20 protein-coding genes and 1 pseudogene are annotated in these 21,884 nt (G+C 71.3%); 8 read left to right on the top strand and 13 right to left on the bottom strand.

Going from position 1 to position 21,884, the window contains the following annotated elements; all coding sequences use genetic code 11:
• Nucleotides 1–21: 21 nt before the first annotated feature.
• Nucleotides 22–1,521, bottom strand: a complete 1,500-nt coding sequence (locus ACFYSH_RS29605) for a PLP-dependent aminotransferase family protein (protein WP_388756442.1) — start codon at nucleotides 1,519–1,521, stop codon at nucleotides 22–24.
• A gap of 101 nt (nucleotides 1,522–1,622) precedes the next feature.
• Between ACFYSH_RS29605 and ACFYSH_RS29600 the strand changes: the two genes are divergently transcribed.
• The 4 genes from ACFYSH_RS29600 (at nucleotide 1,623) to ACFYSH_RS29585 (ending at nucleotide 5,110) form a co-directional block, all read left to right on the top strand.
• Entirely contained in the window at nucleotides 1,623–2,270 is a 648-nt protein-coding gene (locus tag ACFYSH_RS29600; protein WP_359476371.1) for a hypothetical protein, read from the top strand.
• Between the two features lie 17 nt (nucleotides 2,271–2,287).
• A complete protein-coding gene (locus ACFYSH_RS29595) occupies nucleotides 2,288–3,061 on the top strand; it encodes a glycerophosphodiester phosphodiesterase family protein (protein WP_388756439.1) in 774 nt (257 codons plus the stop codon).
• A gap of 45 nt (nucleotides 3,062–3,106) precedes the next feature.
• On the top strand, nucleotides 3,107–4,471 hold the full coding sequence (locus ACFYSH_RS29590; protein ID WP_359476365.1) for an MFS transporter: 1,365 nt from the start codon (nucleotides 3,107–3,109) through the stop codon (nucleotides 4,469–4,471).
• A 264-nt stretch (nucleotides 4,472–4,735) separates the two neighbouring features.
• A complete protein-coding gene (locus ACFYSH_RS29585; protein WP_078598328.1) occupies nucleotides 4,736–5,110 on the top strand; it encodes an RNA polymerase-binding protein RbpA in 375 nt (124 codons plus the stop codon).
• Nucleotides 5,111–5,245: 135 nt separating this feature from the next.
• On the opposite strand, the gene fxsA is transcribed toward ACFYSH_RS29585, so the two are convergent.
• The 4 genes from fxsA to ACFYSH_RS29565 form a co-directional block, all read right to left on the bottom strand.
• Nucleotides 5,246–5,851 carry an FxsA family membrane protein gene (gene fxsA, locus ACFYSH_RS29580; RefSeq protein ID WP_388756435.1) on the bottom strand — a complete coding sequence of 202 codons (606 nt, stop codon included), beginning with the start codon at nucleotides 5,849–5,851 and terminating at the stop codon, nucleotides 5,246–5,248.
• Between the two features lie 68 nt (nucleotides 5,852–5,919).
• Nucleotides 5,920–6,687, bottom strand: coding sequence for a polyprenol monophosphomannose synthase (locus ACFYSH_RS29575; protein ID WP_359476360.1), 768 nt, complete (start codon nucleotides 6,685–6,687; stop codon nucleotides 5,920–5,922).
• Between the two features lie 535 nt (nucleotides 6,688–7,222).
• On the bottom strand, nucleotides 7,223–8,863 hold the full coding sequence (locus tag ACFYSH_RS29570; RefSeq protein WP_359476357.1) for an amidohydrolase: 1,641 nt from the start codon (nucleotides 8,861–8,863) through the stop codon (nucleotides 7,223–7,225).
• A 67-nt stretch (nucleotides 8,864–8,930) separates the two neighbouring features.
• The gene (locus tag ACFYSH_RS29565) at nucleotides 8,931–9,371 is read right to left on the bottom strand and encodes an Lrp/AsnC family transcriptional regulator (RefSeq protein ID WP_359476354.1); all 441 of its coding nucleotides are present in this window, start codon (nucleotides 9,369–9,371) and stop codon (nucleotides 8,931–8,933) included.
• 202 nt (nucleotides 9,372–9,573) lie between these two features.
• Between ACFYSH_RS29565 and ACFYSH_RS29560 the strand changes: the two genes are divergently transcribed.
• The gene (locus tag ACFYSH_RS29560; RefSeq protein ID WP_359476352.1) at nucleotides 9,574–10,005 is read left to right on the top strand and encodes a hypothetical protein; all 432 of its coding nucleotides are present in this window, start codon (nucleotides 9,574–9,576) and stop codon (nucleotides 10,003–10,005) included.
• A 296-nt stretch (nucleotides 10,006–10,301) separates the two neighbouring features.
• On the opposite strand, the gene ACFYSH_RS29555 is transcribed toward ACFYSH_RS29560, so the two are convergent.
• Nucleotides 10,302–11,474: an acyl-CoA dehydrogenase family protein gene (locus ACFYSH_RS29555; protein ID WP_388756430.1), complete on the bottom strand. Its 1,173-nt coding sequence runs from the start codon at nucleotides 11,472–11,474 to the stop codon at nucleotides 10,302–10,304.
• A 470-nt stretch (nucleotides 11,475–11,944) separates the two neighbouring features.
• Between ACFYSH_RS29555 and ACFYSH_RS29550 the strand changes: the two are divergent.
• Nucleotides 11,945–12,214, top strand: a pseudogene (locus ACFYSH_RS29550) (chitinase); the annotation flags it as partial.
• 256 nt (nucleotides 12,215–12,470) lie between these two features.
• On the opposite strand, the gene ACFYSH_RS29545 reads toward ACFYSH_RS29550, so the two are convergent.
• Nucleotides 12,471–13,832: a peptidase C39 family protein gene (locus ACFYSH_RS29545; protein WP_388756428.1), complete on the bottom strand. Its 1,362-nt coding sequence runs from the start codon at nucleotides 13,830–13,832 to the stop codon at nucleotides 12,471–12,473.
• A gap of 186 nt (nucleotides 13,833–14,018) precedes the next feature.
• Between ACFYSH_RS29545 and ACFYSH_RS29540 the strand changes: the two genes are divergently transcribed.
• Both ACFYSH_RS29540 and ACFYSH_RS29535 read left to right on the top strand, forming a co-directional pair.
• Nucleotides 14,019–14,639, top strand: a complete 621-nt coding sequence (locus ACFYSH_RS29540; protein ID WP_359476343.1) for a hypothetical protein — start codon at nucleotides 14,019–14,021, stop codon at nucleotides 14,637–14,639.
• Between the two features lie 360 nt (nucleotides 14,640–14,999).
• A complete protein-coding gene (locus tag ACFYSH_RS29535; protein ID WP_359476340.1) occupies nucleotides 15,000–16,907 on the top strand; it encodes an AAA family ATPase in 1,908 nt (635 codons plus the stop codon).
• 46 nt (nucleotides 16,908–16,953) lie between these two features.
• Here ACFYSH_RS29535 and ACFYSH_RS29530 read toward each other — a convergent pair whose 3' ends face one another.
• The 6 genes from ACFYSH_RS29530 to ribH all read right to left on the bottom strand — a co-directional run bounded on the left by ACFYSH_RS29530 (nucleotide 16,954) and on the right by ribH (nucleotide 21,860).
• The gene (locus ACFYSH_RS29530; protein ID WP_359475676.1) at nucleotides 16,954–18,039 is read right to left on the bottom strand and encodes a hemolysin family protein; all 1,086 of its coding nucleotides are present in this window, start codon (nucleotides 18,037–18,039) and stop codon (nucleotides 16,954–16,956) included.
• Nucleotides 18,036–19,430, bottom strand: coding sequence for a hemolysin family protein (locus ACFYSH_RS29525; RefSeq protein WP_359475673.1), 1,395 nt, complete (start codon nucleotides 19,428–19,430; stop codon nucleotides 18,036–18,038). The genes ACFYSH_RS29530 and ACFYSH_RS29525 overlap by 4 nt, the downstream gene beginning before the upstream one ends.
• 187 nt (nucleotides 19,431–19,617) lie before the next feature.
• Nucleotides 19,618–20,097 (bottom strand): PH domain-containing protein, encoded by a 480-nt coding sequence (locus tag ACFYSH_RS29520; protein ID WP_359475670.1) that lies wholly within the window; start codon nucleotides 20,095–20,097, stop codon nucleotides 19,618–19,620.
• Between the two features lie 68 nt (nucleotides 20,098–20,165).
• Entirely contained in the window at nucleotides 20,166–21,014 is an 849-nt protein-coding gene (hisG, locus tag ACFYSH_RS29515) for an ATP phosphoribosyltransferase (RefSeq protein WP_359475667.1), read from the bottom strand.
• Between the two features lie 53 nt (nucleotides 21,015–21,067).
• Nucleotides 21,068–21,340 (bottom strand): phosphoribosyl-ATP diphosphatase, encoded by a 273-nt coding sequence (locus ACFYSH_RS29510; RefSeq protein WP_031097852.1) that lies wholly within the window; start codon nucleotides 21,338–21,340, stop codon nucleotides 21,068–21,070.
• Between the two features lie 34 nt (nucleotides 21,341–21,374).
• Nucleotides 21,375–21,860 carry a 6,7-dimethyl-8-ribityllumazine synthase gene (gene ribH, locus ACFYSH_RS29505; RefSeq protein ID WP_359475664.1) on the bottom strand — a complete coding sequence of 162 codons (486 nt, stop codon included), beginning with the start codon at nucleotides 21,858–21,860 and terminating at the stop codon, nucleotides 21,375–21,377.
• Nucleotides 21,861–21,884 lie beyond the last annotated feature (24 nt).

Here is a 21,884-nt window from a genome sequence, read left to right as displayed (position 1 = left end):
GGCCACGACAGCCCGGGCGCCTCAGGCCACGAAGGTGCGGGGCGCCTCCGCTCCCACGCCGGCCCCGGAGCCGACCAGCCCGGCGGCCGCGGCGAGCCGGAGCGCCGCCTCGTCGGCCAGCGGGCCGCCCACGGTGAAGGGCAGCCGCACATAGCCCTCGAAGGCTCCGTCGACCCCGAAACGGGGCCCCGAGGGGACGCGGACGCCGACCCTCTCGCCCGCCACGGCCAGCCGGGAGCCGGAGAGCCCGCCGGTGCGCACCCACAGGGTGAGGCCGCCGGCCGGGACCTCGAACTCCCACTGCGGGAGCTCCCGGCGCAACGCCCGCACCAGATCGTCCCTGTTCTCACGCGCCTGCTCACGCCGGACCGCCACCGCCTGCTCCCAGCCGCCGGTGTTCAGCAGCCAGTTGATGGCGAGCTGTTCCAGCACCGGCGTACCCATGTCGGCGTACGCGCGTGCCGCGACCAGGCTGCGGATGACGTCGGGGGCGGCCCGCACCCAGCCGATCCGCATGCCGGCCCAGAATGCCTTGCTCGCGGAGCCGACGGTCAGGACGGTGCTGCCCGCGGGGTCGAACGCGCAGACCCTGCGGGGCATCTCCACGTCCGCGTCCAGGCGCAGTTCGTGCATCGTCTCGTCGACCACCAGGACCGTGCCCGCCGACCGGGCGGCCTCGACCAGGGCGCGGCGCTGCTGCTCGTCGGCAAGGGCCCCGGTGGGGTTGTGGAAGTCGGCGACGACGTAGGCCAGCCTGGGCGCGGCATCCCTCAGGACCTGCCTCCAGCGGTTCATGTCCCAGCCGCCGAGGCCCTCCTCCATCGCCACGGGCACCAGCCTGGCGCCCGCCTCCCGCATGAGCTGGAGGATGTTGGCATAGCTCGGGGACTCCACGGCGATGCGTTCGCCGCGTCCGGCGAAGAGGTGGCAGATGGCGTCGATGGCGCCCATCGCCCCGGTGGTGACCATGATCTGTTCGGGCATCGTGGGGATGCCGTGCCCGGTGTAACGGTCCGCGATCATCTGCCGCAGCGCGGGAAGGCCGGCCGGGTAGTCGCCGTGGGTGTGCGCGTACGGTGGCAGTTCCTCCAGCGCGCCCTGGACGGCCCGGGTCAGCCACGGCTCCGGGGCGGGCAGCGAGGCGCATCCCAGGTCGATCATCGAGCCGAGCGACTCCGGGGGCAGCGGTTCGAGGCCCCGGGCGGGCAGCGGGTTCCCCGCCGGGACGGCGGTCCAGCTGCCCGCCCCGCGGCGCGACTCCAGGAACCCCTCTGCGCGCAGCGCCTCGTATGCGGCGGCGACGGTGGTCCGGCTGAGGGACAGGGCCAGGGCGAGCTCACGTTCGGCGGGGAGCCGCGCGGCGACCGGGACCCGGCCTTCCAGGACGAGCAGACGCACTCCGTCGGCGAGAGCCCGGTAGGCGGGCGGTTTACGGGTGCCCGGCGCCAGCGGGCGTGCCTGCTGGCCCTGGAGCTGACGTGCGAGCTGTGCCGCGCCGACGGTCGAAGTCCACTGCACCATGTAAATCAGTCCACCTTCCTCGGATTGGCCCTAGTTGGTGGCCGATTCCCCGCCACAGAGTGACACGAAGCAGTCCACCACCACCACACAGGGGGCACCACTTGTCCGACTCCACCGCCCGGGGCGGCGCCCGGCTCACCCGAAGGCTGGTCCATCTCTACGTGGGGCTGGCCCTGTACGGGGCGAGTTCGGCGCTGCTGGTTCGCGCCGGTCTCGGACTCGAACCGTGGGGGGTGCTGCACCAGGGGCTCGCGGAGCGGACCGGCATCTCCATCGGCGTCGTCTCGATCGTCGTCGGAGCGGTCGTCCTGCTCCTCTGGATCCCGATCAGGCAGCGACCGGGGCTCGGGACGGTCTCCAACGTGTTCGCCGTCGGCATCGCCATGGACGGCACACTCGCCCTCGTCCCCGAAGTCCACGGTCTCGGGGCGCAGATCCCCGCGATGGCCGCGGGCATCGTGCTCAACGGCGTAGCCACCGGTCTGTACATCTCCGCGCGCTTCGGCCCGGGGCCGCGCGACGGCCTGATGACCGGGCTGAACCGGCTCACGGGCCGTTCCATCAGGCTGGTGCGTACGGCGATCGAGGTGGCCGTGGTCGTGACCGGCTTCCTGCTCGGCGGTTCACTCGGCGCGGGCACGGTCCTGTACGCCCTGGCCATCGGTCCGCTCGCCCAGCTCTTCCTGCGCCTCTTCCACGTCCCCTCGTCCGGCGCCCGCACCCCGGCCGTCGCCGGACGGACACCGTGAGGGGCGATACTTCCGCGGTGACCGCAGCGACTTCGGGGCGCCACCCCTATCTGGACCACCCTTCGACGATTCCCTTCGCCCACCGCGGCGGAGCGGCGGACGGATTGGAGAACACCGCAGCCGCGTTCCGGCGCGCGGCCGACGCCGGCTACCGCTACTTCGAGACCGATGTGCACGCCACGGCGGACGGTCGCCTGGTCGCCTTCCACGACCCGACCCTGGACCGGGTGACGGACTCCCGGGGGCGGATAGCCGGGCTCCCCTGGAGCGAGGTACGCCGGGCGAGGGTGGCGGGCAGCGAGCCGCTGCCGCTCTTCGAGGAACTGCTGGAGGAATTCCCCGAGGCCCGGTGGAACGTGGACATCAAGGCGGAGCCCGCCCTCGCGCCGCTCATCGACCTGATCCGCAGGACCGGCGCCTGGGACCGGGTGTGTGTGGGTTCGTTCTCGGAGGCGCGTGTGGCCAGGGCGCACCGCCTCGCGGGCCCTCGCCTGGCCACTTCCTACGGGGTACGCGGCGTGCTCGGGCTGCGGTTGCGCTCGTACGGCATTCCGGCGGCACTCCGGGCAGGCGCGGTCTGCGCGCAGGTCCCGGAGAGCCAGAACGGCATCCGCGTCGTCGACCGGAGCTTCGTCCGCACGGCGCACGCCCGCGGCCTGCAGGTCCATGTCTGGACGGTCAACGAACCGGAACGGATGGCGGCGCTCCTGGACCTCGGGGTGGATGGCATCATGACCGATCACATCGAGACGCTGCGCACGGTGCTGAGCGAGCGGGGGGCCTGGGCCTGACGCCGGAACCTGCCGCGTGCGCACTGACGGACGAGGGGGCGCGGCGTGAGCACCGGTACCGCGGGAACGGCGGATCCGGCCGGACAGCCGGTCGAGGCCGCCGCACGCAGGCGAGAGCAACGCGGCTGGTATTTCTACGACTTCGCCTGCTCCGTGTATTCCACCAGTGTCGTGACGGTCTTCCTCGGCCCCTATCTGACGTCGATAGCCAAGGCGGCCGCCGACGCGGACGGGTACGTGCATCCCCTGGGCATACCCGTGCGGGCCGGCTCCCTCTTCGCGTACACCGTGTCGGTGTCCATCGTCGTGGCCGTGCTCGTGATGCCGGTCGTGGGTGCGGCGGCGGACCGCACGGGACGCAAGAAGCCCCTGCTCGCGGCTGCCGCGTACACGGGCGCGACTGCGACGGCCTGCATGTTCTTCCTGGAGGGCCACCGCTACCTGCTGGGGGCGTTCCTGCTGATCGTGGCGAACGCGTCGATCTCCGTGTCGATGGCCTTGTACAACGCGTACCTGCCACAGATCGCCACCCCGGAGGAACGCGACGCGGTCTCCTCGCGCGGCTGGGCCTTCGGATACACCTCGGGCGCGCTCGTCCTCGTCCTGAATCTGGTCCTCTACACAGGCCACGACTCCTTCGGGCTGTCCGAGCCCGACGCGGTCCGGATCTGCATCGCGTCGGCCGGCGTGTGGTGGGGCGCCTTCGCCCTCGTACCGCTGCGGCGGCTGCGCGACCGCAGGGTGGCGCCCGGTGGCGACGGTGCGGTCGGCTCCGGCTGGCGGCAGTTGCGGGCGACGCTGCGCGACATGCGCCGCCACCCGCTCACCCTGTCCTTCCTGCTCGCCTATCTGGTCTACAACGACGGCATCCAGACGGTGATCTCCCAGGCCTCGCTGTACGGCTCCGAGGAGCTCGGCCTCGACCAGACGACCCTGATCACCGCGGTACTGCTGGTGCAGGTGCTCGCCGTGGCGGGGGCGCTGGGGATGGCACGGCTCGCCCGGCTGTACGGAGCGAAGCGCACGATCCTCGCCTCCCTGGCCGTCTGGACGCTGATCCTCGCCGCCGCCTACGCGCTGCCCGCCGGCGCGCCGGTGTTCTTCTACACCCTGGCCGCCGCGATCGGCCTGGTGATGGGCGGCAGCCAGGCGCTTTCGCGGTCGATGTTCTCGCATCTGGTACCGCGCGGGAAGGAGGCGGAGTACTTCTCCGCCTACGAGATGAGCGACCGCGGGCTCAGCTGGCTGGGGCCCCTGGTCTTCGGTCTCGGCTACCAGCTCACCGGCAGCTACCGTGACGCGATCCTGTCCTTGGTGCTCTTCTTCGCGCTCGGTGCCGTGCTCCTGGCGAGGGTTCCCGTACGGGCCGCGGTGGCCGCCGCGGGCAACCCCGTGCCGGACCGGATTTAGACGTTGAAGTGAAAGGCCGGTAGTGTACGCCTTTGGTGTGCCCGGCGGACCGTTACTGCGAGCGGAAGAAGCCGAACCCTAGGGTGACAACTTCGACCAGAGGTGACAATCCGGGCACCGGTGGGTAGGAGACCCAGACCAAGCAGCGGCACGACGGGCGACGCATGACCGGCAACGGGAATCTTTGCCGCCGACCGGACGTTGACCGGATGACGACGACAGCGACACCTGTCCTGTGGGCGACAAGCCCGGGAGGCACGATTCATGAGTGAGCGAGCTCTCCGCGGTACGCGACTCGTGGTTACCAGCTACGAGACGGACCGCGGCATCGATCTGGCCCCGCGCCAGGCGGTGGAGTACGCATGCCCGAACGGACATCGATTTGAGATGCCGTTCTCGGTAGAGGCGGAAATTCCGGCGGAGTGGGAGTGCAAGGCGTGCGGCGCCACGGCACTTCTGGTGGACGGGGACGGCCCCGAAGAGAAGAAGGGCAAGCCTGCGCGTACGCACTGGGACATGCTCATGGAGCGACGCACCCGCGAGGAGCTGGAGGAAGTGCTGGCCGAGAGGCTGGCGGTCCTGCGCTCCGGCGCCATGAACATCGCCGTGCACCCGCGGGACAGCAGGAAGTCTGCCTGACCGCGTATCACCGCACCGCACAAGAGCCGAGGGCCGCGACACAGATCATGTGTCGCGGCCCTCGGCTTGTGCGTCCGGTGCTGCCCGCGGCTCACGCCGCCTGGGCCCCGCCGGACTCCCGGCCGACACGCATACTCAGGGGATCAGCGTGGGGCGGTCCGCTCCCGGGCCGTCATCGGGGCGCGGGCGGGCGGGTGGGCCGTCCTCGCGGATGACCTCGCCCTGGACCACCTTTCCGTCCGGACGGTGGATACGGGCCTGCTGGAACGCGTCCTGGAGGCCTCCTGGCGTCGTCGCCGCCCTCATCCGGCGTTCCAGGGAGCGCTCCGCGTAGCGTCCGAGCACGGAGCGGACCGGGGGCAGCAGGAGCAGGAGCCCCGCCGCGTCGGAGATCACGCCCGGGATCATCAGGAGCAGGCCGCCCAGCATCAGGAAGCCGTTGCCCTTGCTGCCGGCCGGGGGCGCGGCCGGGCCTGCCGCGGGAGCGCCGGGCTGCCCCGGCATCTGCTGAAGGGTCTCGGTGAGGTTGCGGAAGGCCCGTCGGCCCGCCCGCTTGATCACCGCGGCACCGAGCACGGCGCCGGCGACCAGGATCAGCAGCACGGTGAAGCCGTTCGCCGCCCCGGCCACCACGGTCAGCAACCAGATCTCCAGCACCAGCCAGGCGGCGACGCCCAGGGGCAGGAGGGTACGGGCGCGCGAGCGCCGGGGACGGTTCGGAGGCGGTGTGCCGGTCGTCATGCCCCCAGTGTGCCTGTACGGGCGTGCGAGCGACGTAAGGGGGTGATCATGCGGCTGACACCGGGCGGTCAGGGCGCCTTGCGGCCCAGCACCTTGTTGGCCCTGCCGGTGATCCCCCAGCCGGTGACCCGCCACAGGGCCTCGACGAGGATGTCCCGGCTCATCTTGGAGTCGCCGATCTCCCGTTCCATGAAGGTGATCGGCACCTCGATGACGTGACAGCCCGCCTCGACGGCCCGCCGGGCGAGGTCGACCTGGAAGCAGTAGCCCTGCGAGGCGACCTCGTCGAGACCGAGATGGTCCAGGGTCTCGGTACGGAACGCCCGGTAGCCGCCGGTGACGTCCCGCACCGCGAGGCCCAGCAGCATCCGGGAGTAGAGGCTGCCGCCGCGCGAGATCATCTCGCGGTGCCGGGGCCAGTTGACCACCCGGCCGCCGGGGACCCAGCGTGAGCCGAGGACCAGGTCCGCGCCCTTCAGCGCGGTGAGGAGGCGGGGCAGTTCCTCGGGCTGGTGCGAGCCGTCCGCGTCCATCTCGACCAGGACGCCGTAGCCGTGTTCGGAGCCCCAGCGGAAACCGGCCAGATAGGCGGCGCCGAGCCCTTCCTTGCCCTTGCGGTGCAGGACGTGCACCTGACTGTCGCCGGCCGCCAGTTCGTCGGCGGCCTTGCCGGTGCCGTCGGGGCTGTTGTCGTCGGCGACGAGGACGTCCGCTTCCGGAACCGCGGCGCGTACCCGGGCGACGATCAGCTTGACGTTCTCGGCCTCGTTGTAGGTCGGAATGATCACCAAGACTCTGCCGAGCGGGCCGAACTGCCTCTGACCGCCGTCGTTCACTACTGCCCCTTAAAGTCCGTACGCAGGTGCACACCATATCCAGCACGGCACGGCCCGGCTCCGACCCGGTCACGGGGTGACCTGTGCCGCCTGGACAGAAGCATGGAACTGTGGACAGAAGGGCAGCGCTGCGGATCGGGGCCCGGCGTCCTTCGGGCCGACCTGGGGCCCGCTGGCTGCGGGTCGACCGAGAGCCGTTGTCTACTGAACCTCCGGGCCCCACCCGGGTCGCACCTGCCGTCCGGAACAAACCTTCCCTCGCCCCCGAGGCGCGGGCGCTGAACCTGGCTGTCAGTGGTGGTGCGCCGGTTCGGCACACCGACCCCGTGACCCAGCGGCGTTCGACGACTGCGTGGAGGTTTGACCGGTCGGACGTCCAGTGGTGGACCCGGCCGAACCTACCGGCCCGTGGGCGCTTCCTGTCAACAGTCGCTCGACCTGCTGTTTCTCCCGAAAACACCTGGTCAGTACCGAGGGGACGGAGGTCGAGCCAGCGCTTTCGCGCCTTCAATCGGCGGTACGAAACGTCCCGACGTCACTCGTTCGGCCTTACATAGACGGTCCGTCCGAAGACCACCGTGCGCAGACAGACCGGCAGGTCCGCCCCAGGGGTGAGATCGGGCAGGCCAGGCGTGCCGGAACGGGGATCGGTGGACCATCGCGCCACCCGGTCGTCGGGGGCCTGGACCAGCAGTTCACCGGTTCGCCAGACGGCGTAGTCGGCCGGGGCGCCCGGGACGAGCACGCCCCCGTCGTCCCGGCCGACGGCCCGCCAGCCGCCCCGGGTGTGGGCGGTGAAGCCGGCGCGTACCGAGACACGGTGCCCGGGTGTGCGGTGATGGGCCGCGGCCCGCACGGTTCCCCAGGGGTCGAGCGGGGTGACCGGACTGTCCGAGCCGAAGGCGAGGGGCACACCGGCACGCAGGAGCGCCGCGTACGGGTTGAGGGTGGCCGCGCGCTCGGCACCCAGGCGCCGGGCGTACATGCCGTCGGAGCCGCCCCAGGCCGCGTCGAAGGCCGGCTGGACGGAGGCGGTGAGGCCCAGTTCGGCGAAGGCGGCGACGGTCTCCGGGGTGAGCATCTCCGCGTGCTCGACACGGTGCCTTGCGGCCCGGATCCGGGCGAGCCCGAGGGCTTCGGAGGCGGCGCGGACGCCTGCCACCACGGCGGAGACCGCGGCGTCACCGATGGCGTGGAAGCCGGCCTGGAGCCCCGCCTCGGTGCACGCCGTCACATGCGCGGCGATCCGCGCGGCGTCGAGCCGGGCTGTGCCGGTGTGCGGGGCGTCGGCGTAGGGCTCGTGCAGGAGGGCGGTGTGCGAGCCCAGAGAACCGTCGACGAAGAGGTCACCGGCCGCGCCCACGGCACCGAGCTCACGGATGCGGCGGGCACCCTTCGCGTCCTCCACGGGCTCGGCCCAGTAACCGAAGACCCGGGGGCCGGGCTGCTCGGAGGCCAGCCTCAGCAGCCCGGTGAAGTCCTCCTCGTCCGAGATCTCGGGACCCGCGCACTCGTGCACGGTGCCGATTCCGAGGGAGGCGGCGTGCGCCAGGGCGGCACTCTGGGCCTGCGCCCGCTGCCGTGCGGTGACGGCGCCGTGGGCGGCCGCCCGCACCGCGTGATGCGCGTCGCCCGTCAAGGGGGCTTCCGGGTGGTAGCCGGGCAGCCCTGTGACGCCGGGGACGAGGTCCAGGAGCGCCGTGGTCACCACGGCCGAGTGGACGTCCACACGGGGCAGGTAGACGGCCCTGCCGCCGCCCGCGTCGTCGAGCTCCGCGCGCGACGGGGGCCGCTGCTCGGGCCAGCGTGCCGCGTCCCATCCGTGGCCGAGGATCACCCCGTCCCCGGCGTGTCCGTTCGCGAACGCACGTACGAGACCGAGGGCTTCCGCCAGCGTGCGCGCACCTGACAGGTCCAGCCCGGTGAGGGCGAGTCCGGTCGATGTGGTGTGGACGTGCGAGTCGGTGAAGGCCGGGGTGACCAGGGCCCCCTCCAGGTCGATCACCTCGTCGACACCGCTCGCGAAGGCGTCGGCGGCCCCCTCGGAGCCCACCCAGGCGACATGGCCGCGTTCGACGACCATCGCGGTGGCGAACGGGTCGGCGGGGCTGTGGACGTCTCCACCGCGCAGCAGCACGGTGCGGTGTTCGCTCTGGGGGGCGGCGTTCTCGGTCATGGCACCAGTCTCGCGCCTGGCGGGACCGGTTCCTCCTCCGCCCCCTCCGCAGCGGGGGCGGGGCGCCTCAGATACGCGGTGGCCGAGCCTCGTAGGGCGTGGAGAGGACGACGGTCGTACGGGTGGAGACGCCGGCCAGCGTACGGATCCGGGTGAGCAGGTGCTCGAGCTCCAGGGGGCTGGAGACCCGCACCTTGAGGATGTAGTTCTCGTCACCCGCGACGCTGTGGCACGCCTCCAGCTCCGGCACGTCCGCCAGCCGTTCGGCGATGTCGTCGGGTGCGCTCGGGTCGAAGGGTTTCACCGAGATGAACGCGGTGAGAGGCAGGCCGACGGCCTCGGGGTCGACGACCGCGGCGTAGCCCCGGATCACCCCGCGCTGCTCCAGCCGGCGGACGCGCTGATGAACGGCCGAGGTGGACAGGCCCGTGGCCTTGCCCAGGTCGGTGTAGCTCATCCGCCCGTCCTTGACGAGCAACTCCACGATCTGACGGTCCAGCTCCTCCATGCGGATCAACCTAAGGCCCCGGGCGCTCCAGGCACAGCCGTGGGAGCCCCGGAAGGGCACGTTCGAGGGGCATGTGACGAATGCCACAGGTTTACGGGTGGGTAGCCGAGGACCTCGCGGTTACGGCCGACTTCCCACGGGAAGTGCTTGCTGTGGCCGAGGCCGTGGCGCCTTGTCGGCCCACCCGAGGGGGGAATGACCCATGCAGAGCCTGAAGCTCACCGGACGTACCGAACCGCAGCCGGACACAGACACCGAGGACGCCGCGTACGCGGCTCCCGACGAGGACACCGTTCTCGACGCGTACGACACATTCGAGATGTACCGGGTGATCTGCCCGGACTGCGCCCAGCCGATCGCCCTGCTGGCGGACGAGGACGTGCTTCCCGAACACGCGCTGTGCCCCACGCCGTGGAACCCGTTCGTCCTCACCGTCTGCCCCGGCACGAACCGCGACGCCTCCAAGGCGCGCCCGGCCGACGAAACGCTCGAGGCGCAGGAGCAGGAGACCGCTCTGCTGCTGACGCTGCCTCAGGGGCTCGACTGGCGGATGCAGCCCTTCTCGCACGCCGGCGGTCCGGGTTCGCGTCCCCTTCGGTACGTGCCGCCTCAGACGCGGCGTCACGCCGCCTGAGGTCCCAGCGCCGCGAAAGGCGCACTCTGCGCGCACCACGACGGCCGGGCCGGCGTGGTGCGGACAGGCCATCGGACGGCCGGTGGCCGCGCCCCCGGGGAACGGGCACGCCGATCGGCCGCCAGTGACACCCGGCCCCTCAGCGGCGTCGGCTCTGCAGGACCCCGCCGCAGGCAACGGCCGTCGGCCGCCGCACCGTCGTCCGGTGGATCGGACCACGGGACGGGCCCCGGCCGGGAGGCCGCTCGGGCCGGTCCGCGGGGCAGTCCGTGCCGCACACCGCCGGCCCGTGCGGGTCAGCGGGTCTCGGGACCAGCGAGGTGACGGGCGATGACCATGCGCTGGATCTGATTGGTGCCCTCGACGATCTGGAGCACCTTGGCCTCGCGCATCAGCCGCTCGACGGGGAAGTCGAGGGTGTAGCCGTAGCCCCCGAGCACCTGGACCGCGTCGGTGGTCACCTGCATCGCCGCGTCGGTGCAGAACAGCTTCGCCATGGCAGCCTGCCGCGAGAACGGCAGTCCCGCGTCACGGAGCCGGGCGGCTTCCAGGTAGAGGGCGCGTCCGGCCTCGATGCGGGTGGCCATGTCGGCGAGCATGAAGCGCAGCCCCTGGAAGTCCGCGATCGGCCGGCCGAACTGGCGCCGGTCGGTGGCGTATCCGACCGCTTCGTCCAGGGCCGCCTGGGCGACGCCGATGGCACAGGCGGCGATTCCCAGCCGTCCCGAGTCGAGCGCGGACAGGGCGATGGCGAAGCCCTGCCCCTCGTCACCGAGGCGTCGGTCGCCTGAGATCCGTACGCCGTCGAAGTGCAGCTGCGCGGTGGGTGAGCCCTTCATGCCCATCTTCTTCTCGGGCAGTGCCGCGTCGAGGCCCTCGGCGTCGCCGGGGACGAGGAAGGCGGTGATGCCACGGGGGCCGTCCCCCCCGGTGCGGGCCAGCACCGTGTAGAAGTCGGCGATGCCGCCGTGGGTGATCCATGCCTTGGTTCCGGTGAGGACCCAGTCCTCACCGTCCCGTACGGCCTTGGTGCGGAGCGAGGCGGCATCGGAGCCCGAGGACGGCTCGGAGAGGCAGTAGGCGCCGAGCAGGCCGCCCGAGAGCATCGCCGGGAGATGGTCGGCCCGTTGCTCCTGCGTGCCGTATCCGGCGAGTGCGTGGCAGGCCAGCGAGTGGACGCTGACGCCGAGGCCGACGGTGAGCCGTGCGGCCGCCAGCTCTTCGAGGACCTGGAGGTACACCTCGTAGGGCTGGTCGCCGCCTCCGTACGCGGAGTCGTACGGCAGTCCCAGCAGCCCGGCTTCGGAGAGCAGGGTGAAGACCGGGCGCGGGAAGAAGCCCGCCTCTTCCTCCTCGGCCGTCCGGGGCGTGATCTCTTTCGACACGATGTCGCGTACGAGCTCGACGAGCTGCCGGGACTCCTCGGTGGGCAGACGGCGTTCCACCGGCTGCGGGGCACGGTCGGACATGACGGCGCTCTCCTCCCTGTCGGGCGTGACGACGGTCGCGCGCGCGGGGTGTGCGCGGCACCGCCGGGTGGTCCCGGGCGATGCCCGGAAATCTACGGCTCCACCGCCGATCCTGCCTTCCCGGATCACGGGAGGTGCTGGCCAGCGGCTGTGGCGCGTTGAGTATGCCCGATCGGAGCGCATGCGTCACCGGTTGCTGACGACCGTCACCAGGGAATCCGGCCCGAAAATCATTGACCCAACTGGTCCAGTCCTCCTGCGGCCTCCTCCCACGCCCACGATCGCGTCCATGCCCATTCGGGGAGCCGCGAGCATGCCTCCCCGCACTCACGCCCTCCCCCCACGAGGAGCCACTACGACCGGACTTCGCCGCCCCGGCGCAGCTCGGCGGTGCACGCGGTGGCGGCGAGCGCCCGGAGACCATCTGGTCCTTCGGCGGGTGGAGTCGGTCCGGCGGCTTCGCCGAGGCCGGCGTGACGCAGGCGGAGCCGGGCGGTACGGCGACCGGGGAGCGCCGCAGACGTACGAGGCGGGCATCGAGGACTGCAAGGTCCTGAAGAACAGCTGCCCCGTGGCGGGCACGGCGTACGCCCACTGCGGCACGAGCTGGTGGGGCTACGGCACTCCCGCTTATCGCCACGAAGACGGACCACAAGGACCGGCAGGGCCCGGGCGGCACCTTCTTCTGGGAGCTCAGCGGCGACACCACGAACGGCGAGCTCATCAAGGCCATCATCTGACCCGGGCGGGGTACACGCACCGCAGGGCGGGTCAGGGGTGGGGTGCCGGGCGGGCGCCCCACCCCACCCGTCGTGAGCAACGGGCGCCCGCCCCTCGCGCTGGAGGGGAGCGACCGAGAACCCCGCGCGCCGGCCCGCCGCCTCCGTCGGTGGCCGCGAGGGCGGGGTTCGCCCGAGTTCGAGCACGGTGCAAGATCAGCAGGGCGCACCGAGAAGGTCGGGACGTCTCACTCGGCCGTGAGAAGCCGGGGTGGCCTCAGAACAAGTCGAGGTGGCGCAGAACGCGCCTCTGAGCCGCCGTGAGGGCAGTCGACCAGAAGACGTAGCAGACCCCTCCCGTACCGCTTCTGACCTGCCCGTTCGCGTCGTAGCGCTTGGTCCTCAGCCAGATGTTCTCCCACTCGCGCCGCTGATAGACGCGCCGCACCGCGTCGTTGGACGGTGATGCGGGGTCGTTGGCGATCACGTCGCCGTCGGCCGTGAAGCCGATGACTGTCATCAGGTGGCCCGAGGTCCCGTATCCCGCGCCCGTCAGCTCGCCCTTGAGGAACGACTGGGACGTGATGACCGGGATTCCCGCGCCGATCAGCGCCTCCAGGTCGGCCAGCGACCCGAGCCGGGTGACCGCGGCGTTCATGTCCCTGTACGTCGAGGCGTAGGCGGCGTTGAAAGGCCAGTTGCCGCAGCCCTCGTACTGGTGGTCGAAGGTGTAGCGGGCCGCGTGGCAGACCTGCGGGTCGGCGAGGCCGGGTCTGACCCAGGCCAGGTCCTCCGGGGTGGGCTTGCGCCCCCAGTACTCGATGATCATCTGTGAGGAGGTGGGACTGCACCAGGCCTCACCCCCGTTGTCGTACTCCGGGTACTCCCCCTCATGGATGTTCTGCGAGTAGCGGGGCACCACCAGCTCACGTGCGGTGCCGGGCGCTGTGGCGGGGACGGTGAAGCGGTCAGGGATGTCCGAGGCCATCGCGCCGACCCGGTGGACCGTGGGCGTGAGGCGGGTGCCGGGAGCCCGGTGGAGCGTGAGCCTCAGGCGGTACGACACCAGCCGCAGCCCGCTCGCCGCGTCGTCCACGGAGAGGGTGTCGGTCCAGACCGTACTTCTGTCGTCGGTCTGGTCGTCCACGGAGGCGCGGCGGATGTCCGCGTCACCGGCGGCCCAGCGGCCCATCACGTACCAGGGCGTGTCCGTGCCGTCCGAGTAGCGGCCGCGCAGCTCGATCTGGATCCAGGTGCCCGGCGGGGTGTGGGCGTTCCAGGAGGCGATCACCTCGGTGGCCGGTACGGCCGAGCGGTGGACCGGGGAGGTCCAGGTCGCGTACTCCCAGGCACGCGTCGCGCCGGTGTGCGGGTCGGTGTAGTCGGTGCTTCCGACGGGGGTGGAGATCACCAGGCCCGGCCGGGGGCCGGCGACGGCGCGGGTTCCCGTGGACGTCCCGCAGCGCCAGTCTGAGTAGGTGGTCCAGAAACGGTTGTCCACGAGCGAGGCTGCCGCCGGTGACGAGTCGGTACGGGATGATGCGGCGGTCGCCGGGCCGGGGGAGGCCACGGCGCCTGTCCCGGCTGCTGCCGCGAGTGCGGCGGTGAGCACGGTTCTGCGTGAAGTCGGTCTGGTCATGGGCGAGACCCCCGGTCATCGAGCGGATTGGGGCTGCGGGTGCCGATCGGTGCGCCAACTATCGCGGGTCAAAGCCGGGTCCGGCCAGTGATTCGCCCTGTGCCGCGCAAGCAATATGGGTCTGGTCCACTGATGTGACCAGGGCGGCGCCACGGTCGGGCCCGCAGGACTCGTAGGGTGGGATGCATGAACGACCTGGCGGACCCCGCCCGCCGACTGCGCTCCCTCGCCCCGTCCTGCGGGCCGGTGCGGCTGATCGCGGTCGACGGCCACGCGGGGTCCGGCAAGAGCACCTTCGCCGGCCGTCTGGCCGCGGCACTCGGCGACGCGCCCGTGCTGCACCTGGACGACCTGGCCACACACGAGCAGCTCTTCGCCTGGACGGACAGGCTGCGGCGACAGGTCCTGGATCCCCTCTCACGGGGAGAGCCCGCGCGGTACGCCCCGTACGACTGGACGGCCCGGCGCTTCGGACCGCCGGGCACGCTGCTCCCCGCCCCCGTGGTGCTTCTCGAGGGGGTGGGGGCGGGCCGCGCCGCGGTGCGGCCGTTCCTCGCGGGGCTGCTGTGGGTCGAGGGGGAGAGAGAGGCCTCCTGGGAGCAGGGCAGGCACCGCGACGGCCCCGAGCTGTCGGACTTCTGGGACGGCTGGACCGTCGCGGAGCGGCGGCATTTCGCCGAAGACCCCTCCTACCCGTTCGCGGACGCGGTGATACGGCGGACACCCACGGGGTACGCGTGGCTGGAAGGGCCCCGTCCGACAGCGGTGGCGAGTCAGGTCGTGACGGAAAGTGAAACTCGAGGGTAGCCGTACCGGCCGGTAGGGGAATGCCCCGAAGAGGCTCCTACTCGGCTTGACCGGCGGGCCGTACAGGTCCTACGTTCGCGATGTGCGGCTTTTCGAAGCCCCGCAGACGCGAAGCCCCCGGTTGTTCCCCCGTGATCGGGGGCTTCGTTCTGCCCTCCCACTCCGGTGCACCGAGCCCTTCACTCACCCTCGGTCACCGCCCCCGATGCGCCGATTGCACCCTTAACCGCTCACTCCCTGTGCAGGTACGATGCCTCTCGGGTGTGGTCAATTCCCGTCCCCGGCACGGTGATTAGGTGCGCCGCGCTGGGCATGCTGTGCGGGCGGGACATTCTGGGGGCACGGTTTGTGGGGGACCTGATGGACATCGGCACGCCGGGCGCGCAGGCCCCGGCCGACCTGGCCTGGCTGCGCGGGGTGGACGCCTACACCATGGGCGCGTACCCCCAGGCCGAGGAGGAGTTCAGGACCGCGGTGCGCCTTGATCCCGGCATGGCCGACGGCTGGCTGGGTCTGCACGCGCTGCGGATCGACACCACCACGGCGCTGTTACGCATGTACCACCATCGTGAGCGCTTCGGCGAGCAGCGCACCCGTCATCGCCGCACGCTCAACTCGTGGTACTGGCTGGGGTGGTGGGTGCAGCCGGTGCTGGAGAGTCCACGCGATCTGCTTCTCGCGCACGCCTCGCACTGGCTGGACGGCCGCCATGTGCCGGAGCTGGACCGGGCGTTGGCGGGCCTTCCGCCGGTCGACGCCGATGCCCAGGTGCGCTTCCTGCACGCCTGCCGCTCGTACCTGGTCAAGGACTGGGAACAGCTCGTACGCACCACTGAGCGGCTGATCGACGATCCGCTGCTCGGCATCGAGGCGGGGCTCTTCGGTGGCATGGCGCGGGTGCGCCTGGAGATGTACGGGCAGGCGGAGCCCTTCCTGTCCGCCGCGTTGATGCGCTGTCGCAGCGAACAGCCGCAGCGCAAGGAGCTCCGCTACTGGCTGGCGCGGGCCCACGAGGGCACCGGTCGCAGCGCGGCGGCCCTGCCGCTGTACCGGGCGGTACACCGTGTGGACCCGGCGTTCATGGACACCTCCGCCAGACTCGCGGCGATCTCCGAGGGGGACGGCTACGACGAGGCCTCCGATCTCGCCGCGGTCTCGCTGGCCGGCTTCGGCTCGGACGGCTCGGGCGTGGAGTCCCGGGCGGACGGGGACATGGTTCTCGGCACCGACCTGGTGGAGGGCCGTGAGCCCTGGCTCGGCGGCGACCCGGAGATCCCGCCGGGTGCTGTGGTGCCACCTTCCAAGTCCGGCGGTGACGGGGCACGGGCGAAGCCCGGTGCGCCGCGGGCCGCCGTCTTCCCCGCAGGACCGAGCGACCCGGTGATGCTCGCGGCGGCCTTGGCCGAGCTCGAGCGCATGGTCGGGCTCGAACCGGTGAAGCGTCAGGTCAAGGCCCTGTCCGCGCAGCTGAACATGGCGCGTCTGCGGGCCGAGCAGGGTCTTCCGGTGCAGCCGCCGAAGCGCCACTTCATCTTCTCCGGCCCGTCCGGGACGGGCAAGACCACGGTCGCCCGCATCCTGGGCCGGGTGTTCTACGCACTCGGGCTGCTCGGCGGGGACCACTTGGTGGAGGCCCAACGGTCCGACCTGGTGGGCGAGTTCCTCGGACAGACGGCGGTGAAGGCCAACGAGCTGATCGACTCGGCTCTCGGCGGGGTGCTGTTCGTGGACGAGGCCTACAGCCTCGCCAACTCGGGTTACAGCAAGGGCGACGCGTACGGCGACGAGGCCCTTCAGGTCCTGCTCAAGCGGGCCGAGGACAACAGGGACCACCTGGTCGTCATCCTCGCCGGCTACCCGGAGGGCATGGACCGGCTGCTCTCCACCAACCCAGGGCTCTCCTCACGCTTCACCACGCGGGTCGACTTCCCGAGCTACCGTCCCCTCGAACTCACCGCGATCGGTGAGGTGCTGGCCTCCGAGAACGGCGACGTTTGGGACGAGGAGTCCCTCGAGGAGCTGCGCAGCATCAGCGGACATGTGGTCGAGCAGGGCTGGATCGACGAGCTGGGCAACGGCCGTTTCCTGCGCACCCTGTACGAGAAGAGCTGCGCCTACCGTGACCTGCGGCTGTCCGGCTGCGCCGCCCCGCCGACCCGGGACGATCTGGCCACGCTGCGCCTGCCCGATCTGATGCAGGCGTACGGCGAGGTGCTGTCGGGCCGTGGCCCGGCCGACCGCAGGACACAGGAGCCCGGGGACCGGTGAAGCTGCCGTCGGGCAGCCCCGCGGGGCTGTCCGACGGCAGCTTCGCTCAGCCGAGGGGAGCCATGGCCCTCGGCGCCTCCACCGCGCGGCGGGGCACAGAGACGCGGTGGGCCGGGTCCCGGACCTCCCCCACGAGCTTTTCCAGGACGTCCTCCATGGCGACCAGGCCGAGTACCTTGCCCGACGCGTCGGCGACCTGGGCGAGATGTGTGGCCGCGCGGCGCATGACCGTCAGGGCGTCGTCCAGCGGGAGTTCCGCCCGTACCGTCGCCATCGGGCGCCAGATCTGCTGCGGGACGGCCCGCTCGCCGTCCTCCAGCTCCAGGACGTCCTTGACGTGCAGATAGCCCATGAACGGTCCGCCGCCCTCCGCGCAGACGGGAAAGCGTGAGTAGCCGGTCCGCACGGTCAGCTCCTCGACGCGGCGCGGGGTGACGGAGGGGTCCACCGTGACCAGTGAGGCCCGGTCGAGCAGTACGTCGGTCACGGGCCTGCTGCCCAGCTCGAGGGCGTCCCCGAGGCGATCACGCGCCTCCGGTTCCAGCAGGCCCGCCATACCGGCGTCCTCCACCAGACGATTGAGCTGTTCGCTGGTGAAGACCGCGTCGACCTCGTCCTTCGGCTCGACCTTGAAGAGCCGAAGGACGAGCGTGGCGCATGCGCCGAGGGCGGAGGTGACGGGCCGGCAGAGCCGGGCGAAGCCGACCAGGCCGGGGCTGAGCCACATCGCGGTCTTCTCGGGGGCGGCCATCGCCAGGTTCTTCGGGACCATCTCGCCGATGACGAGATGAAGGAAGACCACGGAGACGAGGGCGACCGCGAAGCCGAGCGGATGCACGAGTCCTTCGGGCAGGTGCGCCGCGTGGAAGACCGGCTCCAGGAGGTGGGCCACGGTCGGCTCCGCGACGGCGCCGAGCGTGAGGGAACAGATGGTGATACCGAACTGTGCGGCGGCCATCATCTGCGGCAGGTTCTCCAGTCCGTGCAGGACCTGTCTGGCCCGGCTGGACCCGCCTGCCGCGAGGGGTTCGACCTGGCTGCGCCGTACGGAGACGAGCGCGAATTCGGCGCCGACGAAGAAGCCGTTCGCCAGTACCAGGAGACCGGCGAAGACCAGCTGTACGAGGCTCATCGCACGGCCTCCAGCAGTTCCTGGGTGAGCCGTTCCGGCTGTGCGTGCTGTTCCGGCCGGCCGGCCTGAGCCGGCGGTGCGTCCGTCAGGCGGACGAAGCGGACCTGTTCGGCACGGTAGTGGCCGACCTGGCGGACGGCGATCCGCCAGCCGGGCAGTTCGGTCCGGTCACCGGGTGCGGGGATGCGCCCCAGCAGATCGGCAATCAGCCCGGCCACGGTCTCGTACGGCCCTTCGGGCACGTCGAGGCCCATCCTCCGCAGGGCCAGCACCCGGGTGCTGCCCTCCACGTCCCAGCCGGACCGTCCGTCTTCGGCGACGACGGGCGTCAGCTCGGGGCGGTCGGCGCCCTCCGCGTCGTGTTCGTCCCGTACCTCGCCGACGAGTTCCTCGATGATGTCCTCGAGGGTGACGACACCGGCGGTGCCGCCGTACTCGTCGACCACGACGGCGATCGGCTGCTCGCTGCGCAGCCGCTGGAGCAGCTGTTCGACGGGCAGGGACTCCGGCACCAGGAGCGGCGGCACGGCGATCCGGCTCACCGGGGTGCGCAGCCGGTCCTGGGAGGGGACGGCAAGGGCGTCCTTGAGGTGGACCATGCCGACGACCTCGTCGATGCGGTCCCGGTAGACGGGGAAGCGGGAGAGCCCGGTGGCCCGCGTGAGGTTCAGCACGTCCGCCGCGGTCGCCGACGCCTGCAGCGCGCTGACCTTCACCCGAGGTGTCATGACGTGCTGCGCGGTGAGACCGGCGAGGGACAGGGTCCGCACGAAGAGATCGGCGGTGTCCTGCTCCAGGGTGCCGGCCTCGGCGGAGTGCCGGGCCAGCGAGACGAGCTCGCCCGGGGTCCTGGCGGAGGCGAGTTCGTCGGTGGGTTCGACGCCCAGCAGCCGGACCAGCCGGTTGGCGACGGCGTTCAGGGCGGTGATCACCGGCCGCAGGAGGGTGGAGAAGAGGTGCTGGGGCCCGGCGACGAACCGGGCCACCTGGAGCGGCCGGGAGACCGCCCAGTTCTTGGGTACGAGTTCGCCGATCACCATCTGGACGGCGGAGGCGAACAACATACCGATCACGACGCTCACCCCGGGAACAGCCCCGTGGGGCAGTCCGGTGGCGGTGAGAGGTCCGGCGAGCAACTGGGCGAGCGCCGGTTCGGCGAGCATGCCGACGACCAGCGAGGTGATGGTGATGCCGAGCTGGGTGCCGGAGAGCTGGAAGGAGAGCTCGCGCAGGGCTGCGACGACGGTACGGGCCCGGCGGTCGCCTTCGGCGGCGGCGCGCTCGGCGTCCGGCCGTTCCACGGTGACGAGCCCGAATTCGGCTGCCACGAAGAACCCGTTGGCGAGAATGAGAAGGAATGCCGCGAGGAGCAGCAACAGGGGGGTGGTCATGCCGCCGCCTCCGGAGAGAGGGCGGCGCAGGTACTACCGGACGATCCGTCCATTGCTGGAGGGAGTCACTCCTTGGGTCGCAGGAAATGCCCCGCGGGCCTCGAAGGCCCTCCGCTGCGGGGCGGGGCGCACCCGGTGCGCCACCGGTCCCAGAATAATCGGGATCGGCCCGTACGGGGCAGTGGGCTCAGCTGTTCTCCGTGGCGTCGTTCACTCCGCTGCCGTGGAATTCGGCGAGGGCGCGGAGGGCCCGGGCGTCGCTGATGGCCCGTTCCCTGGCGATTCCGGGCTGGATGCCGAGTGCGGGCATGCTGGTGCCGTCGTTGAGGTCGAGAAAGACCCACGGGTCTCCGGCGCGCAGGTTGACACGGAGGATCTGCGCCCAGGCGAGCCGGCGGGTACGGGTGATGTTGACGACCGTGACCCCCGCTTCGTCGACGGTGATGCGGGGCCTGCTGAGCAGGGCGAGGACGCCGAAGAAGAGCAGGGCGACGAAGACGAAGCTGGTCCGCTCCCCCGGGCTGAGGTGCTCCAGTATGAACGCGACGGCGGTGATGACGACGAACATGGCCGCCCCCACGGCCAGCAGGACCACCCGGGTGAGGGTGGGCCTGAAGGTGGCCGGAAGAGCGGGGAGCCCGGACGGCCGGGGCGCGGGGTCGGACATGGCGGCGCTGCGTCCTTAGAGGTGTGCTGTGGTCCGGTTCAGGGGTCTGCTCCGGCTGGGGCCGGCTGTCAGAGGCGGCAGGCGTGGATGGCCGTCGTGAGGATGGCGCGCGCACCCAGCTCGTACAGGTCGTCCATGATCCGCTGGGCCTCCTTGGCCGCGACCATGGAACGGACGGCGACCCAGCCCTCGTGGTGCAGGGGGGAGATGGTCGGTGACTCCAGGCCCGGGGTAAGGGCCACGGCGCGCTCCAGGTGCTCGACGCGGCAGTCGTAGTCCATCATCACGTAGGAGCGGGCGACCAGAACGCCCTGCAGGCGGCGCAGGAACTGCTGCACCTTGGGGTCCTCGGTGTCGGCGCCCTTGCGTCGGATCACGACGGCTTCCGACGTCATGATCGGCTCGCCGATGACCTCCAGCCCGGCGTTGCGCAGGCTGGTGCCGGTCTCGACGACGTCGGCGATGACCTGGGCGACACCGAGCTCGATGGCGGTCTCGACCGCTCCGTCGAGGTGGACGACGGAGGCCTTGACGCCGGCGTCGGCGAGGTGCGCGGCGACGATGCCCTCGTAGGAGGTGGCGATCGTCATGCCGTCGAAGTCCTGGGGGCCGGTGGCCGTACCGGGCTTGGTGGCGTAACGGAAGGTCGAGCGTGCGAAGCCGAGCTGCAGGATCTCCTCGGCGTCGGCACCGGAGTCCAGCAACAGGTCACGGCCGGTGATGCCGATGTCGAGGCGGCCCGAGCTGACGTAGATCGCGATGTCGCGCGGCCGCAGGTAGAAGAACTCGACCTCGTTGGCCGGGTCGACCAGGACGAGTTCCTTGGACTCCTTGCGCTGCTGGTAGCCGGCCTCATGGAGCATCGCCATCGCAGGTCCGGAGAGTGAACCCTTGTTGGGAACGGCGATGCGCAGCATGAGGTCGGGTTTCCTTTGTGCGGAGGGATGTTCGGGGGTTGGGCGGGGGTGGCTCAGAGGTGGGCGTAGACGTCGTCGAGGGAGATCCCGCGGGCGACCATCATCACCTGGACGTGGTAGAGCAGCTGCGAGATCTCCTCGGCGGCGGCTTCCTTGCCCTCGTACTCGGCGGCCATCCAGACCTCGGCGGCCTCCTCGACGACCTTCTTGCCGATGGCATGCACTCCCTTGTCCACCAGCTCGGCGGTGCGGGAGGTGGAGGGGTCGCCGTCGGCGGCCTTGAGCTGCAGCTCGGCGAAGAGCTCTTCGAAGGTTTTGTTCGCCATGATGTCCTTAGAATACGGGGTCCCGAGGCGCTGCTCAGCGCCAGGGTTCGCTGACGGTGCGCAGTGTCGCGGCGGTGGCCACGGCGGCGGTGACCGCTTCGTGCCCCTTGTCCTCGTTGGAGCCTTCGAGTCCGGCCCGGTCCAAAGCCTGTTCCTCGTTGTCACAGGTGAGCACACCGAATCCGACGGGGACTCCGGTGTCGACCGTGACCTGGGTGAGGCCGTTGGTCACGCCCTGGGACACGTATTCGAAGTGGGGGGTGCCTCCGCGGATGATCACCCCGAGGGCGACGATCGCGTCGTAACCGCGGCCGGCGAGCACCTTGGCCACCACCGGGAGCTCGAAGCTGCCGGGGACCCGGAGCAGCGTCGGCTCGTCGATGCCCAGGTCGCGCAGGGCGCGCAGGGCCCCGTCGACGAGCCCGTCCATGACCTTCTCGTGCCACTGGGCCGCGATCACCGCCACCCGCAGGTCTCCGCAGTTGCGTACGGACAGTTCGGGTGCGCCCTTGCCGCTCATGTCTCTCCTGTGTGTTCGTCGGTG

The organism is Streptomyces sp. NPDC005791, assembly GCF_042871485.1.
Taxonomy (GTDB): domain Bacteria; phylum Actinomycetota; class Actinomycetes; order Streptomycetales; family Streptomycetaceae; genus Streptomyces.
Note: the sequence above shows the minus strand (reverse complement) of the source record. Positions and strands in the feature narration are given on the sequence as shown.